Source organism: Synechococcus sp. CS-1326 (assembly GCF_025128115.1).
Classification (GTDB): Bacteria; Cyanobacteriota; Cyanobacteriia; order PCC-6307; family Cyanobiaceae; genus Regnicoccus.
The window spans coordinates 1-23822 of the sequence record NZ_JAHLYV010000010.1 but is presented as its reverse complement, the minus strand read 5'-3'; the positions used below and the strand labels follow the sequence as shown (position 1 = coordinate 23822).

The following is a 23822-nucleotide window of genomic DNA, read 5'->3' as shown; positions in this document are numbered from 1 at the left end:
GGCTCAACGAAGGGAATAGAGGGAAAGGAAAAAGGCGAAAGCGAGGGCGAAGCCCCCGAAGATCAGCACATTCTTCTGGCCCGGGGTGAGCTTGTTGACGCCGAGGCCGAACTCGAGGTTCTGCTCGAAGCCGCTCGCTTGACTGCGCGGACCGATGTCACGGAAAGCGCCGACCCGGCTGCGACAGACCGGACAGCGGAAACCCACCGGGTCAAGGGCGCTGAAGGGGGTGCCTGCTTCGATCTTCAGCTTGCGAATGCCCTCATCGGGGTCGTAGACGAAGCCGCAGCTGCGGCACTCGAAGCGATGGCTGGCGGGATCGGTGGCAGGCGCCGTCACCGGCTCGGTGACAGGTGCCGTAACCGGCTCGGTGGCAACGGTTTCAGGGGGCAGATCGTTCTGCGGCTCGTTGTCCTGACCACTGACCATGGCGATGGACACCCTGCCGATGCCGCCAACTCTATCGAGACCCTCCGATCAGCAGCCTGATGGCTGGGCTGGATCCTTCGATTTCCGCCGGCGGATGCCAGACTTCCCGCCAGGTTCGGTCGGCTGATGTTCGTTCTCCCCGGCTATGACGCCTTCCTGGGCTTTCTGCTGATCTCAGCGGCGGTTCCGGTGCTGGCCCTTGTCACCAACAAGCTCGTTGCTCCGAAATCCCGCAGCGGCGAGCGGCGGCTCACCTACGAATCGGGCATGGAGCCGATCGGCGGGGCCTGGATCCAGTTCAACATCCGCTACTACATGTTCGCGCTGGTCTTCGTGATCTTCGACGTGGAAACGGTGTTCCTCTACCCCTGGGCCGTGGCGTTCAACCGGCTCGGCCTGCTGGCCTTCATCGAGGCCCTCATCTTTATCTCGATCCTGGTGGTGGCCCTGGCCTACGCCTGGCGCAAGGGCGCCCTCGAATGGAGCTAACCGGTCTCTCACGATGACGATCACCCCTTCCCCTGTTTCCCCATCGATCGAGGCCCTGCGCGATCTGCGCGCCGCCACCTGCAACCCGATCGGAGCTCCCACGGTCACCTCGGATCTATCCGAGAACGTGATCCTCACCAGCCTCGACGACCTACATAACTGGGCGAGGCTCAGCAGCCTCTGGCCCCTCCTCTATGGAACGGCCTGCTGCTTCATCGAGTTCGCCGCCCTGCTCGGCTCCCGCTTTGACTTCGACCGCTTCGGCCTTGTGCCCCGCTCCAGTCCCCGCCAGGCCGACCTGCTGATCACCGCCGGCACGGTGACCATGAAGATGGCCCCGGCCCTTGTCCGCCTCTACGAGCAGATGCCGGAACCCAAGTACGTGATCGCCATGGGTGCCTGCACGATCACCGGCGGCATGTTCAGCGCCGACTCCACCACTGCCGTGCGCGGCGTTGACAAACTGATCCCTGTGGATCTGTACATCCCCGGCTGCCCGCCTCGGCCTGAGGCGATCTTCGACGCCGTGATCAAGTTGCGCAAGAAAGTGGGCAATGAGGCTCTGGCCGAGCGAGGCAACCTGCTCCCCACCCACCGCTATCTGACGATCAGCCACCAGCTCAAAGCCGTCGAGCCGATCATCACCGGCGCCTATCTCAAGGCGGAAACCCAGGTGGCGGCCCTGGCCGAATCCTCCGGCCTGCCGATCGCGGCCACGGCCGACCCTGCCCCCACAGCCGAGCCGATCCCCGCCACCAGCGTCAACACCGATGCCTGATCCCACTTCCGATTCAGCTCCTGCCCAGGACCCCGTCCGGCAGCCAGAGCCCGCTGAGCTCGTTGCCGCCACTGCGGGCCCGGTCAGCCAATGGCTCAGCTCCCAGGGTTTTGATCACGACTGCCTCGGGACCGACCATGTCGGCGTTGAGCTGATCGGTGTGGAACCGGAAGCCCTGCCGTTGCTGGCCACGGCCCTGAAGGCAACGGGCTTCGATTACCTGCAATGTCAGGGTGGCTACGACGAAGGGGCCGGTGGACGGCTGGTGAGCTTCTATCACCTCGTCAAGCTGGGTGCGGCGGCTGATCCAGCTCCCGCTCCGGGCAGCCGGCCCGAAGAGGTGCGCCTGAAGGTGTTCCTTGCCAGGGACGGAGCGCTCAGAATCCCCAGCCTCTATGGCCTCTACCGCGGCGCCGACTGGCAGGAGCGCGAAACCTTCGACATGTACGGGGTTGAATTCGTGGGGCATCCCCACCCCAAGCGCCTGCTGATGCCCGAAGACTGGAAGGGCTTCCCGCTCCGTAAGGACTACGTGCAGCCAGATTTCTACGAACTCCAGGATGCCTACTGAGCCGGCCGCCGCTCAGCTGAACTCCAGTCCCCTGTTTCCCTTCATCCTGCGGTAGAAGCGCATCACCGCCTGGGCGAGGCTGCGGGAATCATGGCGGAGGCTGGCCGTGGGCTGGGTGCCCTGCAAGGCAGCCTGCATCACCTCATAGCCCTGGCTCCGCAACTTCGGCCCGTCGCAGATCACCGGTTCCGCCCCCCGGGCCCGGTAGTGGTCGATCAGGCGGTTGTCGGCGATGGTCTCCTGGGCGAGCACCGCCGTGAACAGTCGCTCTTCCACACCCAGGCTGGCCAGCTGGGCTTCGATCGCGCGCAGGTGGCCCTCCACGTCCAACCTGTCGGTTTCACCGGGCTGGGTCATCAGATTGCAGATGTAGAGGCGGGGCGCCTTGCTGCGGCTGATCGCCTCGACCAGTTGGGGCACCAGCAGATTGGGCAGCAACGAGGTGTAGAGGCTGCCGGGGCCGAGCACGATCAGTTCGGCATTGGCGATGGCTTCGAGGGCCCGCGGCAGGGCCGGTGGACGCTCCGGGATGCAGCCGAGCCTCACGATCGGGCTGGTGGCATGGCCGATGCTGGATTCGCCCTCGATTCGCTCGCCGTTCTCCAGCTCCGCCCAGAGGCGCACATCCGCCGTGGTGGCAGGCACAACCTGACCCTGAACAGCCAGGACCCGGCTGCTGGCGGTGATCGCCGACTCCAGGCTGCCGGTGATTGCCGTGAGGGCGCTGAGAAAAAGATTGCCGAAACTGTGGCCCTCAAGCCCACTGCCGGATTGGAAGCGGTACTGGAACAACCGGGTCAGCAACGGTTCCTCCCGGGCCAGGGCGGCCAGGCAGTTGCGGATGTCCCCGGGGGGCTGAACCCCCAGTTCGCGGCGCAGCACACCACTGCTGCCGCCATCGTCGGCCACGGTGACGATGGCGGTGATGTTGCTGCTGTAACGCTTGAGGCCGCTGAGCAGGGTGGCCAGGCCGGTACCGCCGCCGATCGCCACGACACTGGGACCCCGGTTCAGCCGCCGCTGGGCCATCAGGGCATCCACCAGCACGGTGCCCTTCTCCGGGGCCAGGGCCTGCTGGATCGAGTCGAAGCTGCGGCTCTGACCCCAGATCACCAGGGCCGCACCAATCAGCAGCACCACGGGGCCGGTAATTCCCCTGGGCAGGACCTGGGTGAGCTGAGAGAGCAGCCAGTTCAGCGATTCCAGTGACCAGTAGATCGGCTTGAGATCGGCGAGGATGGCGGCCCCCAGCAGGGCCAGCACCAGCCCAAGACCGGAGGTGAAAACCCAGCGCTTCACCACCAGACCGGGCTGCAGCCAGCGCACGGCCCGCCTGGAGCGGCTCATCAGATCCTGTTGACGCCGATCTCCCCGACCGATCCAACCCGGACGGCGAACCGACCGACCGCTCAGGCGTCGGGGCAGATGGGGGCGCTGGGAGTTCAAACCGACAGGGCTTCACGCCACAGCACGGAGTCGATGGAACTGTACGAATGAACGACAAGGAAAATCCGGCACCGCCATCGGGCCCCAGCCGTTCGCAACCAGTGGTGGAGCTGGTCAACCTCAGCATGCGCTGGGGCTCCAACACCGTTCTCGACGACGTCAACCTGACCCTCCTGGAAGGGGAGCGGCTGGCGGTGGTGGGGCCATCGGGAACGGGAAAATCCACCGTGCTGCGCATCCTCGCCGGCCTGCTGCTGCCCAGCGACGGGGAACTGCGCGTCAACGGCATCCCCCAGCGCTACCTGCGCATCGACCAACCGCACCCCCCCGACGTGCGGCTGGTGTTCCAGAACCCTGCCCTGCTGGCCTCCCTGACGGTGGGCGAGAACGTGGGCTTCCTCCTCTACCGACACAGCGGCCTGCGCGACCGGGACATCCGAGCCAGGGTCCATCAGGCGCTGGAAGCCGTCGGATTGCTGGGCATCGAAAACCTGTTGCCTGGAGAACTCAGCGGCGGCATGCAGAAACGGGTGAGCTTTGCCCGCGCCCTGATCGAGGACCCCAGCCGTTCCACCGGCCAACACCCCGTGCTGCTGTTCGACGAACCCACCGCCGGCCTGGATCCGGTGGCCTGCACGCGCATCGAGGATCTGATCGTCACCAGCAGCCGGATGGCGGGTGGATGTTCGGTGGTGGTGAGCCATGTGATGAGCACGATCCTGCGCTCCGCCGAGCGGGTGGCGATGCTCTACGACGGCAGAGTGCAGTGGTGCGGCCCCACCGAAGCCTTCACTACCACGCAGAACCCCTATGTGGTCCAGTTTCGCAGCGGTAGTCTGCAGGGCCCGATGCAACCAGTGGAGCTCTGATACGACATGCGGCGTAGCGTGCGTGAGGCTCTGGTCGGATTCACCCTGCTCGGCGCTGTAGTCGGCAGCTTTGGCCTGTGGCTCTGGCTGCGAGGGGTCTCGTTGAGTCAGAACAACTGGATCGTCAAGGCGAGTTTTGAGGATGCCGCCGGCCTGGCGGACCGCTCCCCGGTGATCTATCGCGGCGTGCAGGTGGGCAGCGTCAAGAGCCTCAAAACCACCTCGGCAGCGGTGCTGGCCGAACTGGAGATCAGCGATCCCAGGCTGCGCCTGGCCAGACCCACCATCGCCCAGGTGCAGACCGGTTCCCTGCTGGGGGGGGATGCCCAGGTCGCCTTGATCAGCACCGGCAATCCCCTTGCCGCCAATGGCCCGAACCCCCGCGATCCGAACTGCGACAAGGCGGTGATGGTCTGCGCCGGCAATGAACTCAAGGGTGTCGCCGCCGCCAGCCTGAGCAGCGTCACCGAACTGATGCAGAAATTGCTTGCCCAGGCTGAACGGGAACAGATCCTGCCCCAGATCGCCTCCACCACCCGCAGCTTCGATGCCACCTCCAAGGAGGCCCAGGTCTTCCTGAAGGAAGCGCAGCGGCTGGTGAAGGAGCTGAACGCGGCCGTGGGCAAGGCCGATCCTATCCTTGCCAATCTGAACGCCGCCAGTGCCGATGCCGCCACCGCCGGCCGGCACGTGCGCAACCTCACTGCCACTCTCGACAACCCCAAGACCCTGGCCGAGCTCAAGACCACGGTCAGCAACGCCCAGCGGCTCACCGCCCGGGTCGATGCGGTGGGGGGCGATGTGAACAAGCTCACCAGCGACCCGATGTTCATGGATGGGGTCCGCAGCGTGGCGATCGGACTGGGCCAGTTGTTTGATGAGCTCTATCCGGCCCAGACGGGCCTGGCCCGGGACCAGGCAGAAAAGGGCAGGGCCGGCAAGGCCAAACCAGCGGAGTAGGACCCGTTCAGAGGGTTCTCCCTTGGGCCTTCAGGTGCCGTTGAGAGCTTCCAGGGCGATCGCGGCAATCGCCTGGTCGCTGGCCTTGGGCAACTGCACATAACGGCCACCGGCTGCCTCGGCCAGCTCCTTGCCCATGCCGCTGCCGATGAACTTGCGCTCGGTGTCGATCACCAGCAGCTTGAGGCCAAGGGCGCGGTAGCGCCCGGCCACGAGGCGGAGCTCCTCCCGGAGATCCACCGGCTCCTCCCCCTCCAGCACCGGCTGACCGAGCGAGCGGCTCAGCGGCACATTGCCGCGGCCATCGGTGATCGCCACGACGACCACCTGGCCGAGATCGCCGCTGGCCAGGGCATTGGCCCCCACCCTTGCCGCCTGGGTGAGGCCATGGGCCAGGGGTGAGCCACCGCCACAGGCCATCTGCTCCAGCCGCCGCCGCGCCGCCGTGATCGAGCGGGTGGGGGGCAGCAGCACCTCCGCCTGCTCGCCCCGGAAGGGGATCAGGGCCACCTGGTCGCGGTTTTCATAGGCCTCGGTGAGCAACCGCAGCACGGCACCCTTGGCGCTCTGCATGCGGTTGAGCGCCATCGAACCACTGGCATCAACCAGGAAGATCACCAGGGCACCCGCCTTGCGCTGCAGTTGCTTGGCCCGCAGGTCGCCGTCCTCGACGATCACCCGGCGGTGGGGCTCCCGCTGCCGTCTCGCCTTCTGATGGGGAGCGGCGGCCCGCAGGGTGGCATCAACGGCGATCCGCCGCACCGGCCCGCGGGGCAGCATCGGTTTGACGTAGCGGCCGCGGCTGTCGCTGATCACGACGGAACGGTTGCCGCTGCCACCGCGCCTGGTCTTCGCTGCCGCGAACAGGAGCAGATCAGGATCGATCGCGGTGGCTTCGGGATCGAGCAGAAACTCTTCGGGAATCGACGGTGGCGCCTGATCATCGGGGCTGTCCTGGTCGGCTTCGGCCTCGTCCTGATCGGGAGGCTCCGGCGGGTCCGGCTCCTCGGCATCGTCCTGTGGCGGCGGCTCCTCCGCAGGCGGATCGGACGGGGGCGGGTCTGCCGGGGGGGGTGGCGGCGGCTCCAGGGGCTGGTCGGGATCAGGGGGAGGAAGCTGCAGTGCCCGAGGCGCGATCACCAGGCGAACAGCCACCTGCAGATCGTCGGCATCGACGAGATCTCGGCCACTGAGGGCCGCATGGGCCCGGGCCACCCGCACCGCATAGAGCTCGGCCCGATGGCCCTCCACGCCGCCACGGATGGCTTCATTCACCAGATAGAGCACCTGCTCCCGGGCGATCCGCACATCCGGTAACCACTGGCGGGCCAGCAGCAACTGGGTGGCCAGGGCATCGGTTTCATCCTGCCAGCGGCTCACGAAGGCTGCGGCCGCCTCGCCATGCAGCAGGGCCGAGCGGGTGATCTCCACCCGCTGCTCCGTGCTGATCAACTGATTGGCCGAAAGGGCGATCGCGAAGCGATCAAGCAGGTGATCGCGCACGGGCCCCTCTTCGGGGTTGTAGGTGGCGATCAACAGGCAGCGGCAGGGGTGACAGAGGCTCAGCCCCTCCCGCTCGATCCGGTTCTCCCCCGAGCCCACCGCCGCCAGCAGCAGGTTGGTGATGCCATCGTCCAGCAGATTGAGTTCATCGACGTAGAGCACCCCGCGGTGGGCCTCGGCCAGCAGACCCGGCTGGAAGACGCTCGTTCCGGAGGCCAGCGATGCGGTGACATCCACCGAGCCGATCAGACGGTCTTCGGTGATGCCGAGCGGGATCTGGATGAAGGGCGCCGGAATCACCCGGGCAGGCAGCAGGGCGGTGGGGTCAGCGCCGCTGGCATCCCCGCCCAGTTCGGTGATGCGCCGACGGGTGGCGGCATCCCACTCCTCGGGCCGTCTGGGATCGGCGTTCTGGCTGCAATCCACCACATCGATCGGAGGCAGCAGGGCATGGAGGCCCCGGGCCAGCACCGACTTGCCAGTGCCACGCCCCCCCGCGATCACCACTCCGCCCAGGCCGGGGTCGACAGCGGCCAGCAGCAGAGCCAGCTTGAGGGTGCCATGGCCGGTGATCGCCACCAGCGGGAAGGCCCCGGCCGCTGGCTGACGCACCGAACCCGAACCGGGTCGAGGGGCTGGCTGCACGCCGCTTGCGACCATGGAGGAAAAGACCGGTTTGGGTGGGGGCCAGTCTGGCCGATCAGCTTTTGGCGATGAAGAACCCCCGACCGGCCAGCCTGGCGATCGCCCTGGGGGCCAATCTCGGCGATCCGCTCACCACCCTGCTGGCGGTTCGCCCCCTGCTGGCCGCCAGCCTGGCGGCAACCGCCGAAGCCGCCGGATTGCCCGCCGATCGACTGCACTGCCGTTGGTCACCGCTGTTCCGCACCGCGCCGGTCGGGGGACCACCGGGTCAACCGCCCTATCTCAATGCCGCCCTGGTGGCCACAGCTGAGCACCACCCCTCGGCCAGCCTGAACCGCCTGGATCCCCGGGATCTGCTGCAGCGGCTGCAGGCCCTCGAGCGGCGCTTCGGGCGCGTCCGCGTCGAGCACTGGGGGCCACGCCACCTGGATCTGGATCTGCTCTGGTGCGGCGAGGCCCGCCAGCGGAGCGCCGAGCTGAGCCTCCCCCACCCGCTTCTGCAGCAGCGCAGCTTCGTGCTGGCCCCCCTGGCGGCCATCGATCCGGCCCTGGTTCCACAGGGGGCCAGGGCTTCGGCCTCGCTGCTGCTGGCCACCCTGCTGAACCGGCCTGGCGAAGTCCCCCCCGAGGCCCTGCCCGGCCGGAGCGGCTGGCCGGAGCAACGGCCAGACTGGGATCTTCCTGATCCATCCCATGGCGCCGCTGCCACCCCCTGAGCCCTCGCGTCACCTGGCCACAGAGGCGGTGCTGCAGGCCCGCAAGCTGCGCTTCGAGCTCAACCGCATCGTGCTGCCGATCGGGATCGAAGCCAGCTTCGGGATCATCCGCCACCCCGGCGCCGCCCTGGCGGTGCCGATGCTCGACGACGGCCGGGTGGTGATCCTGCGCCAGTACCGTTTCGCCGTGCAGCGCCGCATCCTTGAGTTTCCAGCCGGCACCCTGGAGCAGGGGGAGAATCCCCAGGCCTCGATGGAGCGGGAGCTGGGCGAAGAGGCCGGCTACAGCGCCAGCCGCTGGGACGAGCTGGGTGTGATGTTGCCCTGTCCCGGCTATTCCGATGAAGTGATTCACCTCTTCCTGGCCCGGGGGCTCACCCGGCTGGAGGTGCCACCCGCCGGCGACGACGACGAAGATCTCGAGGTGCTGCTGCTGACGCCCTCGGACCTGGACGGCGCCATCGCCAGCGGCGATGAAGCCCTCGATGGCAAGAGTGTCACCGCCTGGTTCCGGGCCCGCCAGCAGCTGGGGTTCTGAGGTGACGACAGGGGTCAGGGAAGGGTCAGCCGCCAGCCGGAGTGGGCCACGCTGGCTGTTCTGGCACCGGCGGGATCTGCGCCTGGCCGACAACCTCGGCCTGGCCGCCGCCGCCCGGATCACCCCGGCCGTGACCGGTGTGTTCGTGATCGACGCCGACTGGCTTTCGGCGTCGGATCAGGCGTCGGCCCGGCTGTGGTTCCTGGCCGAAAGCCTGCGCGAACTGCGGCAGCGCTGGCAGGAGGCCGGCAGCCGTCTGCTGGTGCTGGAAGGGGAGGCCACCGAGCTGCTGCCCAGGCTGGCGCGGGCGATCCAGGCGGAGGTGGTGACCTGGAACCGGGGAGTGGAGCCCGCCGAGCGGCACCGGGACCGCGCGGTGGCGGCCGCCCTGCAGGCTGATGGCACCAGGGTTCTGGTGGACTGGGACCAGCTGCTGGTGCCCCCCGAAGCCCTGCGGACCGGAAGCGGTGACCCCTACCGGGTGTACGGCCCCTACTGGCGCAGCTGGCGCAAGTGGCTGGACGGCCTGCCCCCCGCCGCCCTCACGCCCCGGCCTGCGCCCGGCGGCCTGCTCGATCTCGAGGCCACCAGCCAGGCGGCCGTCCTGGCCGATGGCCTGGAGGCGGATCCGGCGGCGGCACTGGAGCGGCTGGCCGCCAGGGGACGCGGCTTTGCTGGAGCAGCCCTCTGCCCCTGCCGTCCTGGCGAGACCGCCGCCGCCGCCCAGCTGGCCGCCTTCAGCCAGAGAGCCCTGCTCGACTACGAACAGGGCCGCAATCATCCCGCCGAACCGGGAACGTCCGGGCTGAGTGCGGCGTTGCGGTTCGGCACGCTCAGCCCCCGCATGGCCTGGGCCGCGGCCCAGGCCATGCGCCCCGCCACCGGCAGCCATGAGCAGGAGCAGGCGATCACGGTGTGGGAGCAGGAACTGGCCTGGCGTGAGTTCTATCAGCAGGCCCTGTTCCACTTTCCGGCCCTGGCGAGTGGCCCCTACCGCCCCCAGTGGCAGCACTTTCCATGGGAGAACGACACCGGCCGGTTCGATGCCTGGCGCGAGGGTCTCAGCGGTGTTCCGATCGTGGATGCGGCGATGCGCCAGCTCAACCAATCCGGCTGGATGCACAACCGCTGTCGCATGATCGTGGCCTCCTTCCTGGTCAAGGATCTGATCTGCGACTGGCGATGGGGTGAACGGGCCTTCATGCGGCGCCTGGTGGATGGCGATCTCGCCGCCAACAACGGTGGCTGGCAATGGAGTGCCAGCAGCGGCATGGACCCGAAGCCACTGCGCATCTTCAACCCCTTCACCCAGGCGGCCCGCTTCGACCCGGAGGCCGTTTACATCCGGCGCTGGCTGCCGGAGCTCGCCCACGTGGCCACGGCGGATCTGATCCGGGGCGAAATCGCCCCGCTGGAGCGGCGTGGCTACCCCGAGCCGATCGTCGATCACCGTCAGCAGCAGGCCCATTTCAAGGCCCTCCACGCCAGATTGCGCTGAGGGGTCGGCAAGGCTGGGTTCAAGCTGATTGGATTGGGGCTGACTGGATCCGGGATAACTGGATCCGGGATAACTGGATCCGATCAGGCGGCGATCGAGGCGGTCCGTGACTGGGCCGGCAGGGCCATCGCGCAGACCTGCCGCACCATCTCGATGACCCGGTTCTGCTGGGCGGCGCTCAGCTCCGGGAAGATCGGCAGACTGAGCACCTCTGCGGTGAGCCGCTCGGTGATCGGCAGGCTGCCGGGGCCGTAGCCAAGTCCGGCGTAGGCGGGCTGGCGATGAATCGGAATCGGGTAGTAGATGATCGTCTGGACTCCGGCAGCGGCGAGTTCCTGCTTCAGCCAGTCGCGGCAGCAGCTTTCCGGCAGTCCGTGGGCAATGCTGTCGGCGGAGGGGGTGCACTGCCCGGCGCAACTTGCCTGGCCCGCGGGGCAGCGGGGCACCCGCACCACGAACTGGTTCCAGCTATGGCCCTCAGGACCGGCTTCGGGAAGCACCAGGCCAGGGGTTCCCTCCAGCTCCAGGTGGTAGGTGGCCGCCAGCTGGTGGCGGCGACCGATCCACCCCTGAAGATGGGGCAGCTTGACGTTGAGCACGGCTGCCTGGATCGCGTCGAGCCGGCTGTTGTATCCCAGAGAAGTGTGGAGATAGCGGCGGGGCATGCCGTGGACGGCCAACTGACGGATGCGTTGAGCCAGGTCGGGATCACGACAGGTGACCGCCCCTCCATCTCCGGCCCCGCCAAGGTTCTTGGTGGGGAAGAAACTGAAGCAACCGGCCTCTCCCCAGCTGCCGAGCGGTCGCCCAGCCCAGGTCGCCCCGGTGGCCTGGGCGCAGTCTTCGATCACCAGGAGGTTGTGGGCGGTGGCGATCGCGCCGAGACGCTCCATATCAACGGGACGGCCGAACAGGTGGACCGGCATCAGGGCCCTGGTCGCCGGGGTGATGGCGGCCTCGATCCGTTCCAGATCGATCAGGTAAGAGCTTTCCTCGACATCGACGAACACCGGAGTGGCACCGACGGCGCTGATCGCTTCAGCCGTGGCGAAAAAGCTGAAGGCACTGGTGATCACCTCATGGCCGGGGCCGATGCCCAGGCCCCGGAGCGCCAGCACCAGGGAATCGGTGCCGCTGTTGCAGCCGATCGCATGGGGACAGCCGATCGCCGCGGCAAACTGTTGCTCAAAGCGAGCGATTGTGGGCCCCCCGATGTACTGCCCGCTGCGCAACACCTGCAGAACGGCATCCTCAAGGGCTTCACCGTGTTGATGAAGTTGCTCGGTGAGATCGAAGGGGGGCACCTGCATGGAGGGAACCATAAACCCCTCAGCTGGGGTTGCGCCGAAGGCTGGTTCCGGCAGGATCGGCGCCGATCCTGACCTGTGTCCTTGTCGCGGCTCCCGCATCGGTTTTCAGTCATCGGCCTGGGCGCCCTGCTGCTGCTGAGCGGTTGCACCCCCGCCCACCAGCGACCCAGCTGGAGGATCTTTCCCCTGCAGCGCCACCAACCCCACGACGGCCTGGCGGTGGTGAATCAGCCCGATGGCTATGGCCTTCACATCTGGCTCGAGACGGACACCCGGGAGTCGGGGGTCTGCCGACCCCGCTGGCTGATCGACGCCACCAGGCTGTTCAACGGCAATGGTTCCGCCCCGTTCAGCTCCAGTCTGGCGACACGACCGGAGTTCTTCGCCGCGATGGATCGCCGCGACGTGCGCCATGCTCTGGGTCGCGAGCTTGAGGCGTTGTGCAAGGCCAGGGCTCCCCGCAGTCGCTGGGAATGGCTCGAACCGCCCCGCCGCCCTGAGGAGGTGAAGAAGGAGTCCTTGCCGATGCTGCAGGAAAAGGACCTGCTCAGCGATCCGGAGGAAGTGCGTCAGCAGGAAGAGTCCCTGGCACCGATCCCCCCCCAGGAAGAACCGCCCCGCTGAGAGGGCTGGCATCACAACACAGAGCCGCAGCGCCGCTGTAACCCTGTGGCAAGGCGAGATCGTGCAGGACCACCCCCGGCAGGGGGGCAGGCTGGGGTTCCGGTACGACGGCGAAACCGGTTCCCCGCGCCTTCAGCTCCGCCTCAAGCCGGCACCAATGCCGCAGAAAGGCCGGCGGCCTGGCCGCGGCTGGCAACGCCTTGATCTCCTGGCAGAGCGCCGGAGTCAGGCACCGGCCGGCGATCGCCTCCCAGCGCAGGCCTGGGCGATGCCACTCGACGTCCACCCCCACCGGACGCTTGGGATGGAAACCCAGCAGCACCAGATCGCCGGAGTGGGCCAGATTGAACTCGGGTGGCCTGGAGGCCAGGCGGGCGGTGGTGGCGGCCGCCAGGCGGGGCTTGCCATTGGGGCCGGCCTCCAGTTCCAGTCCGGCCGGATCCTCGCCACACAGCCCGCCCAGCAGCAGCCGCAGCGCAGCGCGTCCAAGCAGGAAACGGTCGCGATCATCGGCCCGCCGCCACCGCTCCAGCCGGACCCGCTCCGCCGGAGCCAGCAGACTCAGCAGCGCTGGACGCTGCAGGGCCAGTTCCTCCTGGCGGCGATCGATCAACCAGAGAACCGGAGCTGCGGCGGGCGAAGGATCAAGCCCCCCCCAGGGACCCTCTGGTCGAAAGGCCCTGGGCTGAAGGACCACGGTTGCAGACGCTGCGGGAGAATCCCATTCTCCTGATCCCCGTCCATGCTCCTCGATCTGCGCGGCAAGAAAGCTCTCGTCACGGGCATCGCCAACAACCGCTCGATCGCCTGGGGGATCGCCCAGCAGCTGGCCGCCGCCGGCTGCGACCTGGGGGTCACCTACCTGCCCGATGAGAAGGGCCGTTTCGAGGCCAAGGTGCGCGAGCTCACCGCGCCCTTGAACCCCAGCCTGTTCGAGCCCCTGAACGTGCAGGACCCGGCCCAGATCGAGGCGGTGTTCGAGCGTGTCAAGGAGCAATGGGGCAGCCTCGACGTGCTGGTGCACTGCCTGGCCTTCGCCGGCAAGGAGGAGCTGATCGGCGACTACTCCGCCATCAGCCCGGAGGGCTTCGCCCGGGCCCTTGAGGTGAGCGCCTACTCCCTCGCCCCGCTCTGCCGCTGGGCCAAGCCCCTGTTCAACGAGGGGGCCAGCGTGATCACCCTCAGCTATCTGGGGTCCGAACGAGCCATCCCCAACTACAACGTGATGGGCGTCGCCAAGGCGGCCCTGGAGGCTTCGGTCCGTTATCTGGCGGCAGAGCTTGGCCCCGACAAGCAGGTTCGGGTGAACGCGATCAGCGCCGGTCCGATCCGCACCCTGGCCAGTTCCGCCATCGGCGGCATCCTCGACATGATCCATACCGTGGAAGCGAAGGCCCCCCTGCGCCGCACCGTCACCCAGAACGAAGTGGGCGCCACCGCCGCCTTCCTGGCCAGTCCGCTGGCCTCCGGCATCACCGGCCAGGTGATCTACGTGGACGCCGGCTACGGCATCTCGGGAATGTGATCACCAGCTTGCGGGCAGCATGGCTGGCTCGCTGGCTGGCGGCCGATGGCCTTGGCGGCGATCACAATGGCGTATCAGAACCACCGCGGCCCCGATCGAGATGGACCCACGCACCGGCACGATCCACCGCGTCACCGGCGAAACCGATGTGCGGGTGGAGCTCTCTCTCGACGGAACAGGTCGCTGCCAGGTGAACACCGGCGTTCCGTTCCTTGATCACATGCTGCATCAGCTGGCCAGCCATGGCCTGCTGGATCTGGTGATCACCGCCAGGGGTGACCTCGAGATCGATGCTCACCACACCAATGAAGATGTGGGCATCGCGGTGGGCCAGGCCCTTTCCCAGGCACTCGGGGAGCGGCGCGGCATCCAGCGGTTCGGACACTTCACGGCACCGCTGGATGAAGCTCTCGTGCAGGTGGCGCTCGACTGCTCCGGCAGGCCCCACCTCAGCTACGACCTGGCGATCCCGGCCCAGCGGCTCGGCAGTTACGACACCGAACTGGTGCGGGAATTCTTCGTGGCGGTGGTCAACAACTCCGGCCTCACCCTCCACATCCGTCAGCTCAGCGGCGCCAACTCCCACCACATCGTGGAGGCCTGCTTCAAGGCCTTCTCCCGGGCCCTGCGCCTGGCGGTGGAGATCGATCCGCGCCGCGCCAGCGGCGTGCCCAGCAGCAAGGGCCTGCTGGAGCAGGCGGGCGGCTGGGGCTGAAGCGGGCCCCGGCCCGGCAGGTCCTGGACCCACAGCCACGCCGTAATGGTTCGTTACGTGATGATGGGATTCGCCCAATGCGCTCCGCTGCCATCCGATGACCGTCGCCCCCAGCCGACCTGAACCCAGCAGCCCTGCCGCCGGCCCAGCCACCGCCTACGACCGCTCCGACTGGGCCAGTGCCTTCCGCAACGTAGGCAGCGAGCTCACCGCCGTTGGCCTCGAAGCCAGCTCCGGCACGATCCCGGCCCAGCTGAAGGGCACCCTCTACCGCAACGGGCCTGGTCGCCTCGAGCGGGGCGGTCGCTGGGTGCACCACCCCTTCGACGGAGACGGCATGATCACCGCCCTTCGCTTCGAGGCCGGCCAGGCCCGGCTCACCAATCGCTTCGTGCGCACCGAGGGCTGGCAGGCGGAAGAGGCGGCAGGCAAGTTCACCTACCGCGGCGTGTTCGGCACCCAGAAGCCCGGCGGCCTGGCGGCCAATGCCTTCGACCTGCGGCTCAAGAACATCGCCAACACCCATGTGGTGCGGCTGGGCGACAAGCTGCTGGCCCTGTGGGAGGCCAGCTCGCCCCACAGCCTCGATCCGGAGTCACTGGAAACAACCGGGATCGACCTGCTCGACGGCAACCTGGCCCCGGCCGAGGCCTTCAGTGCGCACCCCCGCTTCGATCCTGGCCACCACGGCCGTCGCCGCATGGTCAGCTTCGGTGTCAAGGCCGGGCCCCGCAGCACGATCAGGCTGATGGAGTTCGGTGCCGATGGAGCCGATGCAGGGGCCCTGCTCACCGACCAGAAGCACAGCTTCGGCGGCTTCGCCTTCCTGCACGACTTCGCGATCACACCCCACTGGGCCGTGTTCCTGCAGAACGCCATGTCGTTCAACCCGCTCGGCTTCGTGTTCGGCCTCAAGGGGGCTGCCCAGTGCCTCGATTCGAAGCCAGGCGTCCCCGGGGAGTTCTGGCTGCTGCCCCGTTCCGGCGATGGCAAACCACTTCAGGTGGCCGCGCCTGAGGGTTTCGTGTTCCATCACCTCAACGCCTGGGAGGAACCCGACCAGGGAGCAGCGGGCACGGTGGTGGTGGATTCGATCTTCTACGCCGATTTCCCCTCGATCGGCCCGGATGTGGACTTCCGCGCCGTCGACTTCGCCAGCCTGCCGATCGGCCAGCTCAAGCGTTGCCGGATCGACCTGGCGGCCGGCACGGTTTCCACCGAGCTGCTGGAGGAGCGCTGCTGCGAATTCGCCACCGTGAATCCCGCCCGGGTGGGGTTGAGAGCCCGTTATGCCTGGATGGCGGTCACGGAGCAGGAAAGCGGCAACGCACCGCTGCAGGCGATTGAGAAACTCGACCTGGAGAGCGGCGAGCGCCTGCTGTGGAGTGCCGCGCCACGGGGATTCGTGAGTGAGCCGGTGATGGTGCCCCGGGCCGAAGGCAGCGAGGAAGACGATGGCTGGCTGCTGGTGGTGGTCTGGAACGGAGCCCGCTGTTCCAGCGATCTTGTGATTCTCCGGGCCGGCGACCTCAGCGAGCAGGCCGTGCTGCCCCTGCCCCTGGCGATCCCCCACGGCCTGCATGGCAGCTGGGCCGAGGCCAGCTGAGATGGTGCACCTCTTCCTGCTGCTGGCCCTGCTCTGGCTGCCCCTGCCGGCCGAAGCCTCCCTGCTGCACCTGGCCGGGCCCGTGCCGGAGTCGCTGGGCCTGCAGGCCGGCCAGCTGGCCGCCTGCCCCAGCCCGGCCCACTGCGTTCGCGAAGACTGGCGCCTCGCCGATCCAGCAGCGGCCCTGAAGCAACTCGGTCCTGTGCTGGCGGGCCTGCCCGGCACCCGCATCGAAAGCTCATCCCCGAGCTACCTGCATGCCACGGCGGAAAGCCGCCTGTTCGGCTTCATCGACGATCTCGAGCTGGCCGCCGACCCTGAAGCCGGCGTGCTGCAGGTCCGCTCGGCTTCCCGGCTGGGGGACTCCGACCTCGGCGTCAACCGCGCCAGGGTGGAGCAGCTGCGTGGGGCGCTCAGACCCTGAACCCCTGCTGAATCAGCCGCGCTGATGACGGGCCAGGGTGGCTGCGGAGAACAGATGGCCACTTTCCTGGCCGATCACCACCACGGCGTTGAGATCGGTGGCCGCCTCGACCCTCAGCTTGAGGGCCGGGTCGGCTTCAACCTGGGCCAGGAAGGCGGTGAGCTGGGATTTGGACATGGGTGGACTCTGAAGACTCCCTCCGTCCTAGTCGGTCGGGCCGGGTCAGTCAGGCCGGGTCAGTCAGGCCGGGCGGCGGCGGCTGAGCCCAGCAAGGCCCGCAATCGGGGCAGCAGGGCCCGCAGGGCCCGGCCCCGGTGACCCACCCTGCGCTTCTGCTCGGAATCCATCTCAGCAAAGCTGAGCCGGAGCTCCGGAACGTAGAAGAGCGGGTCGTAGCCGAACCCACCGGTTCCCCTCGGCGCCGGCAGGATCTCACCCTCACAGCATCCCTCCACCTCCAGGGCGATCCGTCCGCCGGGATCCGCCACGGCCAGAGCGGCAGTGAACCGTGCCCTTCTGGAGCAGGGCAGGCCGGCGGCGGCGGCCATGGTGGTGGCCTCCTCCAGCTCCCGCAGCAGCCGGGCGATCCGCTCAGGATCCGTGGGGGCATAGCGGGCCGAGCGGATGCCGGGCTCACCGCCGAGGGCCTCCACCGAGAGGCCGGAATCATCGGCGAGGCTCCATTCGCCGGTGATTCGTGCCACCGCCTCGGCCTTCAGGCGCGCATTGGCGGCGAAGCTGCTGCCCGTTTCCTCCACGTCCAGACCCTGGGGTTGGGGGCGGAGTTCAAGATCCGGATCACGGTCCGCCGCTGGCGGGCAGAGAAAGCGACGGAACTCCTGCAACTTGCCGGCATTGCCGCTGGCGATCACCAGGACGGTGGGGCCGGCGGAGGATGCGATGCCCTCCACGTTCAGGTCGCCTCGGCGTAGTCACGCGCCCAGGCCAGCACCGCCGCGACCCTCTCCACCGACGGAGCTTCGCAGTAGAGCCGCAACAGCGGTTCGGTGCCTGAGAAACGCAGCATCAGCCAGTGGCTCGGCCCCAGCCGCAGCTTGACGCCATCGGTGCGGATCACCTCGAGCACGGGCGCGCCGGCAACCTCTCCGGGAGGTGCGGCCGCCAGCTGGGCCTCCAGCCGCTCGCGGCTGGCCATGTCCTTGAGCCGCAGATCGAGGCGGTCGTAGGCACTCACACCGCCATGGGCCGCCTGGAGGCGGTCGAGGCGCTCACCCAGGGGCACACCGCCCTCAACGAGCGCCTCGACCAGCAGCAGGGCGGCGAGCAGGGCATCCCGCTCCGGCAGGTGCAGGCCAAAGCCCACCCCACCCGATTCCTCACCGCCGATCAACACCTCACCGGTGAGCATTTCAGCCGCGATGTACTTGAACCCGACCGGCTTCTCGATCACCTTCCGCCCCAGGCCCTCCGCCACCAGCTGCATCAGGTCAGAGCCGCTGACGGTCTTGATCACGGCGCCCGGCAGGCATCTGGCCCGGGCCAGATGGTCGATCAGCAGGGGCATCAGCAGTTGGGTGCTGCAGTAGCGGCCCCGTTCGTCGATCGCGGCGATCCGGTCGCCATCGCCATCGAAGACGATGCCCACCGCCGGCCGGCCGGCCGCAGCGGACGCCTGAACAGCCGCGATCAGTTCGCCCAGGTAGGGAGCAAGCGGCTCAGGGGGGTGGCCACCGAAGAGGGGGTCACGGTTGGAGCGGATCTCCCGGATCGCACCGGAGCCCGGCGCGTCTGTTGCCAGCAGGGCCGGCAGACCACCGGCGGCCGAACCATGCATCGGATCGACGATCACCTGCAGCCCCATCGTTTCAAGCCCTTCGATCAACCGGGCGGTGTCCACCTGGCGGCGCAGGCCGTTCAGGTAGCCGCTCCAGGCATCGAAACAGGGGGTTTCCCCCGGGATCGGCACGGTGATGCCGCCGGCCTCCAGGCGGCGCTCCACCCGGGCGGTGAAGTCACCCTCCACCGAACCGCCGAAGGCGCCCTTGATCTTCAGGCCCAGCCATTCGGGGGGGTTGTGGCTGGCGGTGATCACCAGGGCCCCCAGCGATCGCCGCTCCACCAGCGCCCAGCTGCAGGCGGGAGTGGGCACGGGGCTGTCAGTGAGCAGCGGCTCGAGGCCGGCGCCGCGCACGGCACTGGCCACCGCCGCCGCCAGCTCCGGAGCCAGGAAGCGGCGGTCGTAACCGATCACCACCTCACGGCTGCTGAGCCCCTCCGGGGCCGAATGGGCCAGTTCACGGGCGGCTGCCGCCGCCACGGGCAACAGGCGCTCGATCGTGATGTCAACGCCGAGGATGCCGCGCCAGCCGTCGGTACCGAACTTGATCGGGCCTGGCTCCAGGGGCAGGGGTGCGGAAAGCATCGAGCAGGCGAGCGGTAAGAAGCTCGTAGCAGGGGAGAAAGGCCCGCGGGTGCCTGGAGGTGCCGGCCTGGTGGCAGGCCACTGGCCGCCTTAGCCTGATCCCCATGCCGATCGCCGCCCAGACCCAGGTCGTGACCGACCGGTTGTTGCGCAGTTGGTTGCGCTGTCGACGGCGCGCCTGGCTGGATCGCCATGGCGATCCTTCAGAACGCCTCTGGAGCGCCCATCGCACCCTGCAACTCGACGACCAGCAACGCTGTTTCGTCAGCCTGCTCGGCCGGATCCCCGGCAAGGGCGAAGCGGCCTGCGCCGCCGGCGAGCCCGCGGTCGTGGGAATGCGGCTGGTGGAGCGCACCCCAGGGGGGCTCCAGCTCGAAGGCCATCCACCCCTGCTGGTGCGCCTGGCCGGCACCAGCCGCTGGGGCTCCTACGCCTACCAGCCTGCCCTGGCCCGCCAGGGCAGGCGCCTGACCCGGGAACACCGGCTGGTGCTGACCCTCTGGGGCCGTCTGCTGGCTGGAACCCAGCAGGGGACGGTGAGCCACGGCCTCGTGGTCGCTGGCCACGGCCGCCACCAGGAACGTGAGCAACTCCCGCTCACCCCTGGCCTGCAGCGCCAGCTGGAGGACGCTCTGCCCAGGCTCGCCGCCGATCTCGATTCCTCGCAGCCCCCGCCCCTGGTGAACGACCGGCGCAAGTGCGTGCTCTGCTCCTGGCGGGGCGCCTGCGATCAGGAAGCGGCCGCCCTGGGCCATCTCAGCGAGGTGAGCGGCGTCGGCGGGAAGCGACGGGAACTGCTGATCGAACTGGGCCTGCACCGACTCAGCGACCTGGCCGAAGCCGACCCGGAGACGCTGGCCGACGGCCTGGAGGTGCACGGTGAGCAGCATCGGGAGGTGGCGGCCCAGCTGGTGGCTCAGGCACGGGTGCAACGCCAGGGTGTGGCGGAGCGGCTCTGCCAGGCGCCAGGGGTGGTGGGATCAGCCCTGCCCGAGCTGAGCGAAGCCGAAGGCGTGCTGATCTACGACATCGAATCGGATCCCGATGCCCGCGACGATTTCCTGCACGGCTTCCTGCGGCTCAGGCGCCATGCCGATGGCTCCTGGCCCAGCCAAGCAGAGGGCAGCACCTACCAGCCGGTCCTGGCCCTGCATGAGCATGGTGAGGCCCGGCTGTGGCAGCGGCTCCGCACTCTGCTGGATCGCCATCCCGGCTGGCCCCTGCTCCATTTCGGCGAAACCGAATCGATCGGCCTGAGCCGCCTGGCCCAGCGGCAGGGAGCGAGCGAGCAGGAGGTGCGCCAGCTGCGGGCCCGAATGGTGGATGTGCACCAGCGCCTGCGACAGCACTGGCGGCTGCCGGTGAACAGCTACGGGCTCAAGGCGGTGGCGAGCTTGCTCGGCTTCCGGTGGAGCCAGAAGGGGGTGGAGGGGGCCCGTTGCCTGCTCTGGTGGCGGCAGTGGCGGGGCGATGGCACCGGCACCGGCCGGGGCAGCCGCCACAACCTGCTGCGCATCCTTCGCTACAACCACGACGACACCCTGGCCACCTGGGCGGTGGCCGCCTGGCTGCTGGCTCAGGATCCCCGGCCGGAGGCGCCTCCACCGGCCCCCACCGGCGGAGCCCTGAACCCGGCCGGAGCGGAGATGCTCAGCGGCAGCGAGTCGGCCAGCAGCGTGGCTTCCCCGAGGGCCTGACGCCGCACCAGGGCCAGGCCGATCAGCCGGCGGGGCCTGCCTGCGCTTGCGGGCAACTCCAGGCTGGAGCTGATCCAGCCGGCCCGCTGGCCGGCCGTATCGATCAGCGGAGTGCCAGGAGCTGGGGTTTCAGGAGCGGCGGCTGGCTCCGGATCCTGATCCGGGCTCCAGGTCCAGCGCCGCAATTGCTGTTTGACCCCGTCGTAGGTGGCCAGCTTGGCAAGGGTTTCCTGGCCCACATAACACCCCTTGCTGAGGCTGACGCGCTCTGCCAGTCCCAGCTCGAAGGGGTTGAGATCCTCGTTGATCTCGGTCGGCTCCTGCGGCAATCCCTGCTGCAGCCGCCAGCGCTGCTGATCCAGCCGGCTCAGGGCCGGCAGAGCCTCCAGCCAGGCCGGGGCGGGCTGATCGGCCCTGAGCAGGATCCGGTTGGGATCAGGCAACAACCAGCCTTGCCCCGGCTCGGGGCCCAGGGCGGTCCATCGCCCCTGCGGGATGGCGCCCATACCGGCCGCCGCGAGGATCCCGGCCGCCCCCAGCACGGAGTGCATCACAGCGGCAACAGGCCCGCCCAGGGCCACCTGGTCGGCTGGAAAGAGCACGCGATCGAGGGCCTGGTGAATCGAGCCGCCATCTCCGGCGGTGATCACCAGCCAGGCACCGGTGGCATCCACCAGCACCTCCGCCAGTCCCCGCAACCGGGCGGTGGGGGTGATGCAGCAGGTGACGAGACACTGGCCGGCAACGGCCCGCTCCAGATCCTGGCTGGTCTGGCCATGCAGAAAACGCAGCACGCCTGGGCCATCGAGCCGGATCAGGCTGACCGGCTGCTGCCAGCGGCAGGGCTGAGGCGGTTGCCACTGCCAGGGGTCGTCGCTGGGAAGGCTGCTCACGGCAGAAGCTGAAACATGGGCTGGCCTCAGCCTTGCAAACCCCGGGCCGAAGCGGCGATCTCCTGGAGCAGGAACAGGCTGCGCAGCTCCAGCCCCGCCGCCGTCATCGCCTCGAGGCCGCCTTCCTGACGATCGACGATCGTGACCACCCGCTCCACCACGTAGCCGGCCTGGCGCAGCTGCTCAACCGCCCTGAGCGAGGAACCGCCGGTGGTGACCACGTCTTCCAGCACGGTGATCCGACTGCCGGCGGCTGGCAGGGGACCCTCCAGCCAGGCACCGGTGCCATGGCCCTTCGCCTCCTTGCGCACGATCAGGGCGTCCAGCGATCGCCCCGCCAGGGCCGCGGCCATCGCCACCCCGGAAACCAGTGGATCAGCGCCGAGGGTGAGACCGGCGACGGCGACGGCCTCCGCTTCCACCTGATCCAGCAACAGCTCCGCCAGGGCGGCCAGGCCGGGCCCGCTCAGGCTGACCGGCTTGCAATTGATGTAGTGGTCGCTGCTGCGGCCGGAGGCGAGGGTGAACCGGCCGTGGCGGTAGGAGCGGCTGGCCAGCAGGGCCAGCAGGGCGCCGCGCTGGGCGGCTGGATCGGAGGGCGGTTGCATGGGAAGCGGGGACGGGTCGTCGGGAGGCTGGGCAGAACTGGATGCGGTGCCTAAATTGTTCGGTATCGATCGCCAGTTGCCCGGCATGGGCCCCATCTTCTCGCTGCGGCAGCTCCAGCCGCTTCCTGCAGGCCTCCGTCTCCTGCCACTGCTGGCCGGGGCAATGGCCATCACCTGCCTGCCCGCCCTCGCGGCTCCGGTGATCTGCACCACCACCCTGGAAGCTCCGCCCCAGGGCGGACGTTTCGGCACTGCCGGCCCGGTGGAGGTCACCCGCTGCGGCGTTGTGGAAACCACGGAGGCCCTGGTGGAGCGTCGCGCATTCACCTATCGGTCCAGCTTCGCGCGGGGCGTCAGCCTCACCCACCAGTTCACCGACATCCTGGGCATCGCGATGGGGGGCAGCGATGGAAACACGGTGATGGGACTGGGCTTCCCGGATCAGGCGATCCTCTGGGACAGTTCGGCGATTCAGAACACCACTTCAGCCCTGCTGGAGGAGCAGAGCGCTCCGATCCCCTGGCGCAGTGGCGATCTGCCGAATCAATTCACCAGCAGTCTTCAGAGCGGCCCGGAATCAACCGCGGTTCCGATCGCCCAGGTGGATGGGTATCGGCCATCAGGCGGGATGCAGGGCCTGCCCCGCCGGGAGTTCATCCCTGGCGACGCTCCGATCCGTGGGCTCTGGTAGCCAGCCAGAGGGGGTCTAGCAATCTGGTGAATGCAGCGGGCTCATAATCCGCCTGAGCCGAGTTCGATCCTCGGGACCCCCATCAACCAAAAGTACTGCCACGCAAGGCTTTTCAGCTGAGTCAAAGGGTCGAGCCAAGAGCCGAGCTAGGCACTCCATAGGCACAAAACGGGCCAAAAAGAGGCAAAGTAGGTACGGTCTTAGGCACAGTGCCCATGGCTTCTCGCGACCCGTATCTGGCCCGCATCAACCGTGCCCTCAAGGACCTGGGCAATGCCGTTGCCATCGAGATGGCGCCGTCAGGTAAGCGACTGCGGTTGCAAGCGACGCTGCCAAAACCGGATGGAAGCTGGTGCCAGCAGCGGGTCTGCACTCCCTACCCCTATCCGGCGGGCCTCGAGCAAGCGCAGGAGCTTGCCAAGGAGTTGAGCCGGGATGTGGAACTGCACCGCCGGGGGCTTCAGCCGTTCCCGCTGGCACGTTGGCAGGGGGAGGGGGTCAAGGCGGCTGGCCACTCGGCCCAAAAGATCACAGACCATGCGGCATTGAGCCGCACAGAATCGTGGTGGTTCGGGGCGCGGCGGCGATCAGAGACGGCGGCTACCACCTGGCTGGTGGATTACGCCAGGCCACTTAAGAGTTTGCTGACAAAACAGACCTGCTCCAGAATGACCTGACCGCCAGGAGCCGATGCGAGGTCAACAGGAGCGCAGCGGCTCCCTGTTCTCCTACGTCTCGATCGAGGAGCGGATCCCGTCCAGCTATCCGTTACGGCGGATCCGGACATTGGCGGATCAGGCCCTTGATCGATTGAACCCCACCTTCTGCTCGCTGTATGCGACAGAAGGACGACCATCGGTGCCACCCGAGCAGTTGCTGCTGGCCTCGCTGCTCCAGGCGTTCT

General features: G+C 68.3%; 25 protein-coding genes, 1 tRNA gene and 2 pseudogenes. 18 read left to right on the top strand and 10 right to left on the bottom strand.

Annotated elements, in window-relative coordinates:
• Positions 1-3: 3 nt before the first annotated feature.
• Positions 4-429: a rubredoxin gene (locus KQ307_RS02610; RefSeq protein ID WP_399242521.1), complete on the bottom strand. Its 426-nt coding sequence runs from the start codon at positions 427-429 to the stop codon at positions 4-6.
• Positions 430-555: 126 nt separating this feature from the next.
• On the opposite strand from KQ307_RS02610, the gene KQ307_RS02605 reads away from it, so the two are divergent.
• From KQ307_RS02605 to KQ307_RS02595, 3 genes are read left to right on the top strand one after another with little or no spacing between them, the layout of a single operon-like run.
• The gene (locus tag KQ307_RS02605) at positions 556-918 is read left to right on the top strand and encodes an NAD(P)H-quinone oxidoreductase subunit 3 (RefSeq protein WP_259702743.1); all 363 of its coding nucleotides are present in this window, start codon (positions 556-558) and stop codon (positions 916-918) included.
• A 13-nt stretch (positions 919-931) separates the two neighbouring features.
• The gene (locus KQ307_RS02600) at positions 932-1696 is read left to right on the top strand and encodes an NADH dehydrogenase subunit K (protein WP_259726827.1); all 765 of its coding nucleotides are present in this window, start codon (positions 932-934) and stop codon (positions 1694-1696) included.
• Positions 1689-2267, top strand: a complete 579-nt coding sequence (locus KQ307_RS02595) for an NAD(P)H-quinone oxidoreductase subunit J (RefSeq protein ID WP_259726826.1) — start codon at positions 1689-1691, stop codon at positions 2265-2267. The genes KQ307_RS02600 and KQ307_RS02595 overlap by 8 nt, the downstream gene beginning before the upstream one ends.
• Positions 2268-2279: 12 nt before the next feature.
• Here the strand turns inward: KQ307_RS02595 and yvcK are convergent, their stop codons facing one another.
• Entirely contained in the window at positions 2280-3614 is a 1335-nt protein-coding gene (gene yvcK, locus KQ307_RS02590) for a gluconeogenesis factor YvcK family protein (protein ID WP_259726825.1), read from the bottom strand.
• Between the two features lie 146 nt (positions 3615-3760).
• Here yvcK and KQ307_RS02585 point away from each other — a divergent pair, with 146 nt between their 5' ends.
• Entirely contained in the window at positions 3761-4582 is an 822-nt protein-coding gene (locus KQ307_RS02585) for an ABC transporter ATP-binding protein (protein WP_259726824.1), read from the top strand.
• A gap of 6 nt (positions 4583-4588) precedes the next feature.
• Positions 4589-5542 (top strand): MlaD family protein, encoded by a 954-nt coding sequence (locus KQ307_RS02580; RefSeq protein ID WP_259702738.1) that lies wholly within the window; start codon positions 4589-4591, stop codon positions 5540-5542.
• 30 nt (positions 5543-5572) lie between these two features.
• On the opposite strand, the gene bchD is transcribed toward KQ307_RS02580, so the two are convergent.
• Positions 5573-7705, bottom strand: coding sequence for a magnesium chelatase ATPase subunit D (bchD, locus tag KQ307_RS02575; RefSeq protein ID WP_259702737.1), 2133 nt, complete (start codon positions 7703-7705; stop codon positions 5573-5575).
• Positions 7706-7758: 53 nt separating this feature from the next.
• Between bchD and folK the strand changes: the two genes are divergently transcribed.
• From folK to KQ307_RS02560, 3 genes are read left to right on the top strand one after another with little or no spacing between them, the layout of a single operon-like run.
• Positions 7759-8406, top strand: coding sequence for a 2-amino-4-hydroxy-6-hydroxymethyldihydropteridine diphosphokinase (folK, locus tag KQ307_RS02570; RefSeq protein WP_259702736.1), 648 nt, complete (start codon positions 7759-7761; stop codon positions 8404-8406).
• Positions 8384-8944, top strand: a complete 561-nt coding sequence (locus tag KQ307_RS02565) for an NUDIX domain-containing protein (protein ID WP_259702735.1) — start codon at positions 8384-8386, stop codon at positions 8942-8944. The genes folK and KQ307_RS02565 overlap by 23 nt, the downstream gene beginning before the upstream one ends.
• A gap of 1 nt (position 8945) precedes the next feature.
• Complete coding sequence (locus tag KQ307_RS02560) at positions 8946-10442, top strand: FAD-binding domain-containing protein (RefSeq protein WP_259702734.1); 1497 nt, start codon at positions 8946-8948, stop codon at positions 10440-10442.
• An 83-nt stretch (positions 10443-10525) separates the two neighbouring features.
• Here KQ307_RS02560 and KQ307_RS02555 read toward each other — a convergent pair whose 3' ends face one another.
• Complete coding sequence (locus KQ307_RS02555; protein ID WP_259702733.1) at positions 10526-11752, bottom strand: DegT/DnrJ/EryC1/StrS aminotransferase family protein; 1227 nt, start codon at positions 11750-11752, stop codon at positions 10526-10528.
• 81 nt (positions 11753-11833) lie between these two features.
• On the opposite strand from KQ307_RS02555, the gene KQ307_RS02550 reads away from it, so the two are divergent.
• Positions 11834-12376 (top strand): hypothetical protein, encoded by a 543-nt coding sequence (locus tag KQ307_RS02550; RefSeq protein ID WP_259702732.1) that lies wholly within the window; start codon positions 11834-11836, stop codon positions 12374-12376.
• Here KQ307_RS02550 and KQ307_RS02545 read toward each other — a convergent pair.
• The gene (locus KQ307_RS02545) at positions 12300-13073 is read right to left on the bottom strand and encodes a 4'-phosphopantetheinyl transferase superfamily protein (RefSeq protein ID WP_259702731.1); all 774 of its coding nucleotides are present in this window, start codon (positions 13071-13073) and stop codon (positions 12300-12302) included. The genes KQ307_RS02550 and KQ307_RS02545 overlap by 77 nt on opposite strands.
• A 45-nt stretch (positions 13074-13118) precedes the next feature.
• On the opposite strand from KQ307_RS02545, the gene fabI reads away from it, so the two are divergent.
• From fabI to KQ307_RS02525, 4 genes are all read left to right on the top strand, one after another.
• Positions 13119-13901 carry an enoyl-ACP reductase FabI gene (gene fabI, locus KQ307_RS02540; RefSeq protein WP_259702730.1) on the top strand — a complete coding sequence of 261 codons (783 nt, stop codon included), beginning with the start codon at positions 13119-13121 and terminating at the stop codon, positions 13899-13901.
• A gap of 100 nt (positions 13902-14001) precedes the next feature.
• Entirely contained in the window at positions 14002-14616 is a 615-nt protein-coding gene (gene hisB / locus KQ307_RS02535; RefSeq protein ID WP_259702729.1) for an imidazoleglycerol-phosphate dehydratase HisB, read from the top strand.
• Between the two features lie 97 nt (positions 14617-14713).
• A complete protein-coding gene (locus KQ307_RS02530) occupies positions 14714-16222 on the top strand; it encodes a carotenoid oxygenase family protein (protein WP_259702728.1) in 1509 nt (502 codons plus the stop codon).
• A 1-nt stretch (position 16223) separates the two neighbouring features.
• Positions 16224-16646: a DUF1499 domain-containing protein gene (locus tag KQ307_RS02525; protein WP_259702727.1), complete on the top strand. Its 423-nt coding sequence runs from the start codon at positions 16224-16226 to the stop codon at positions 16644-16646.
• Between the two features lie 12 nt (positions 16647-16658).
• Here the strand turns inward: KQ307_RS02525 and KQ307_RS02520 are convergent, their stop codons facing one another.
• Genes KQ307_RS02520 through KQ307_RS02510 form a run of 3 tightly spaced genes read right to left on the bottom strand, consistent with a single transcriptional unit; the run spans position 16659 to position 19029 of the window.
• On the bottom strand, positions 16659-16823 hold the full coding sequence (locus KQ307_RS02520) for a Nif11-like leader peptide family natural product precursor (RefSeq protein WP_259702726.1): 165 nt from the start codon (positions 16821-16823) through the stop codon (positions 16659-16661).
• A gap of 59 nt (positions 16824-16882) precedes the next feature.
• Positions 16883-17557, bottom strand: coding sequence for an RdgB/HAM1 family non-canonical purine NTP pyrophosphatase (gene rdgB / locus KQ307_RS02515; RefSeq protein ID WP_259702725.1), 675 nt, complete (start codon positions 17555-17557; stop codon positions 16883-16885).
• Positions 17558-17559: 2 nt separating this feature from the next.
• A complete protein-coding gene (locus KQ307_RS02510; RefSeq protein WP_259702724.1) occupies positions 17560-19029 on the bottom strand; it encodes a phosphoglucomutase/phosphomannomutase family protein in 1470 nt (489 codons plus the stop codon).
• Positions 19030-19133: 104 nt separating this feature from the next.
• Here KQ307_RS02510 and KQ307_RS02505 point away from each other — a divergent pair, with 104 nt between their 5' ends.
• Positions 19134-20726, top strand: coding sequence for a TM0106 family RecB-like putative nuclease (locus KQ307_RS02505; RefSeq protein WP_259702723.1), 1593 nt, complete (start codon positions 19134-19136; stop codon positions 20724-20726).
• A 182-nt stretch (positions 20727-20908) separates the two neighbouring features.
• On the opposite strand, the pseudogene KQ307_RS02500 reads toward KQ307_RS02505, so the two are convergent.
• A pseudogene (locus KQ307_RS02500) lies at positions 20909-21232 on the bottom strand (tRNA-modifying protein YgfZ); the annotation flags it as partial.
• A gap of 413 nt (positions 21233-21645) precedes the next feature.
• Positions 21646-22227, bottom strand: a complete 582-nt coding sequence (gene pyrE / locus KQ307_RS02495) for an orotate phosphoribosyltransferase (RefSeq protein WP_259702722.1) — start codon at positions 22225-22227, stop codon at positions 21646-21648.
• Between the two features lie 46 nt (positions 22228-22273).
• Between pyrE and KQ307_RS02490 the strand changes: the two genes are divergently transcribed.
• The 4 genes and pseudogenes from KQ307_RS02490 to KQ307_RS02475 all read left to right on the top strand — a co-directional run.
• Positions 22274-22918 (top strand): occludin/ELL family protein, encoded by a 645-nt coding sequence (locus tag KQ307_RS02490; RefSeq protein ID WP_259702721.1) that lies wholly within the window; start codon positions 22274-22276, stop codon positions 22916-22918.
• Positions 22919-22927: 9 nt separating this feature from the next.
• A tRNA-Ile gene (locus tag KQ307_RS02485) sits at positions 22928-23000 on the top strand.
• 133 nt (positions 23001-23133) lie between these two features.
• Positions 23134-23595, top strand: a complete 462-nt coding sequence (locus KQ307_RS02480) for a hypothetical protein (RefSeq protein WP_259726823.1) — start codon at positions 23134-23136, stop codon at positions 23593-23595.
• 13 nt (positions 23596-23608) lie between these two features.
• Positions 23609-23822: pseudogene (locus KQ307_RS02475) on the top strand (IS5/IS1182 family transposase); the annotation flags it as partial.

Bases quoted from the DNA above. Each gene is read 5' to 3' on its own strand.
- KQ307_RS02555 (WP_259702733.1), bottom strand. From the start codon at position 11,752: ATGCAGGTGCCCCCCTTCGATCTCACCGAGCAACTTCATCAACACGGT.
- fabI (WP_259702730.1), top strand. From the start codon at position 13,119: ATGCTCCTCGATCTGCGCGGCAAGAAAGCTCTCGTCACGGGCATCGCC.
- KQ307_RS02585 (WP_259726824.1), top strand. From the start codon at position 3,761: ATGAACGACAAGGAAAATCCGGCACCGCCATCGGGCCCCAGCCGTTCG.
- KQ307_RS02600 (WP_259726827.1), top strand. From the start codon at position 932: ATGACGATCACCCCTTCCCCTGTTTCCCCATCGATCGAGGCCCTGCGC.
- KQ307_RS02605 (WP_259702743.1), top strand. From the start codon at position 556: ATGTTCGTTCTCCCCGGCTATGACGCCTTCCTGGGCTTTCTGCTGATC.
- KQ307_RS02505 (WP_259702723.1), top strand. From the start codon at position 19,134: ATGCCGATCGCCGCCCAGACCCAGGTCGTGACCGACCGGTTGTTGCGC.
- KQ307_RS02565 (WP_259702735.1), top strand. From the start codon at position 8,384: ATGGCGCCGCTGCCACCCCCTGAGCCCTCGCGTCACCTGGCCACAGAG.
- KQ307_RS02525 (WP_259702727.1), top strand. From the start codon at position 16,224: ATGGTGCACCTCTTCCTGCTGCTGGCCCTGCTCTGGCTGCCCCTGCCG.
- hisB (WP_259702729.1), top strand. From the start codon at position 14,002: ATGGACCCACGCACCGGCACGATCCACCGCGTCACCGGCGAAACCGAT.
- KQ307_RS02580 (WP_259702738.1), top strand. From the start codon at position 4,589: ATGCGGCGTAGCGTGCGTGAGGCTCTGGTCGGATTCACCCTGCTCGGC.
- KQ307_RS02610 (WP_399242521.1), bottom strand. From the start codon at position 429: ATGGTCAGTGGTCAGGACAACGAGCCGCAGAACGATCTGCCCCCTGAA.
- KQ307_RS02520 (WP_259702726.1), bottom strand. From the start codon at position 16,823: ATGTCCAAATCCCAGCTCACCGCCTTCCTGGCCCAGGTTGAAGCCGAC.
- folK (WP_259702736.1), top strand. From the start codon at position 7,759: ATGAAGAACCCCCGACCGGCCAGCCTGGCGATCGCCCTGGGGGCCAAT.
- KQ307_RS02595 (WP_259726826.1), top strand. From the start codon at position 1,689: ATGCCTGATCCCACTTCCGATTCAGCTCCTGCCCAGGACCCCGTCCGG.
- KQ307_RS02480 (WP_259726823.1), top strand. From the start codon at position 23,134: ATGGCTTCTCGCGACCCGTATCTGGCCCGCATCAACCGTGCCCTCAAG.
- KQ307_RS02510 (WP_259702724.1), bottom strand. From the start codon at position 19,029: ATGCTTTCCGCACCCCTGCCCCTGGAGCCAGGCCCGATCAAGTTCGGT.
- yvcK (WP_259726825.1), bottom strand. From the start codon at position 3,614: ATGAGCCGCTCCAGGCGGGCCGTGCGCTGGCTGCAGCCCGGTCTGGTG.
- bchD (WP_259702737.1), bottom strand. From the start codon at position 7,705: ATGGTCGCAAGCGGCGTGCAGCCAGCCCCTCGACCCGGTTCGGGTTCG.
- pyrE (WP_259702722.1), bottom strand. From the start codon at position 22,227: ATGCAACCGCCCTCCGATCCAGCCGCCCAGCGCGGCGCCCTGCTGGCC.
- KQ307_RS02530 (WP_259702728.1), top strand. From the start codon at position 14,714: ATGACCGTCGCCCCCAGCCGACCTGAACCCAGCAGCCCTGCCGCCGGC.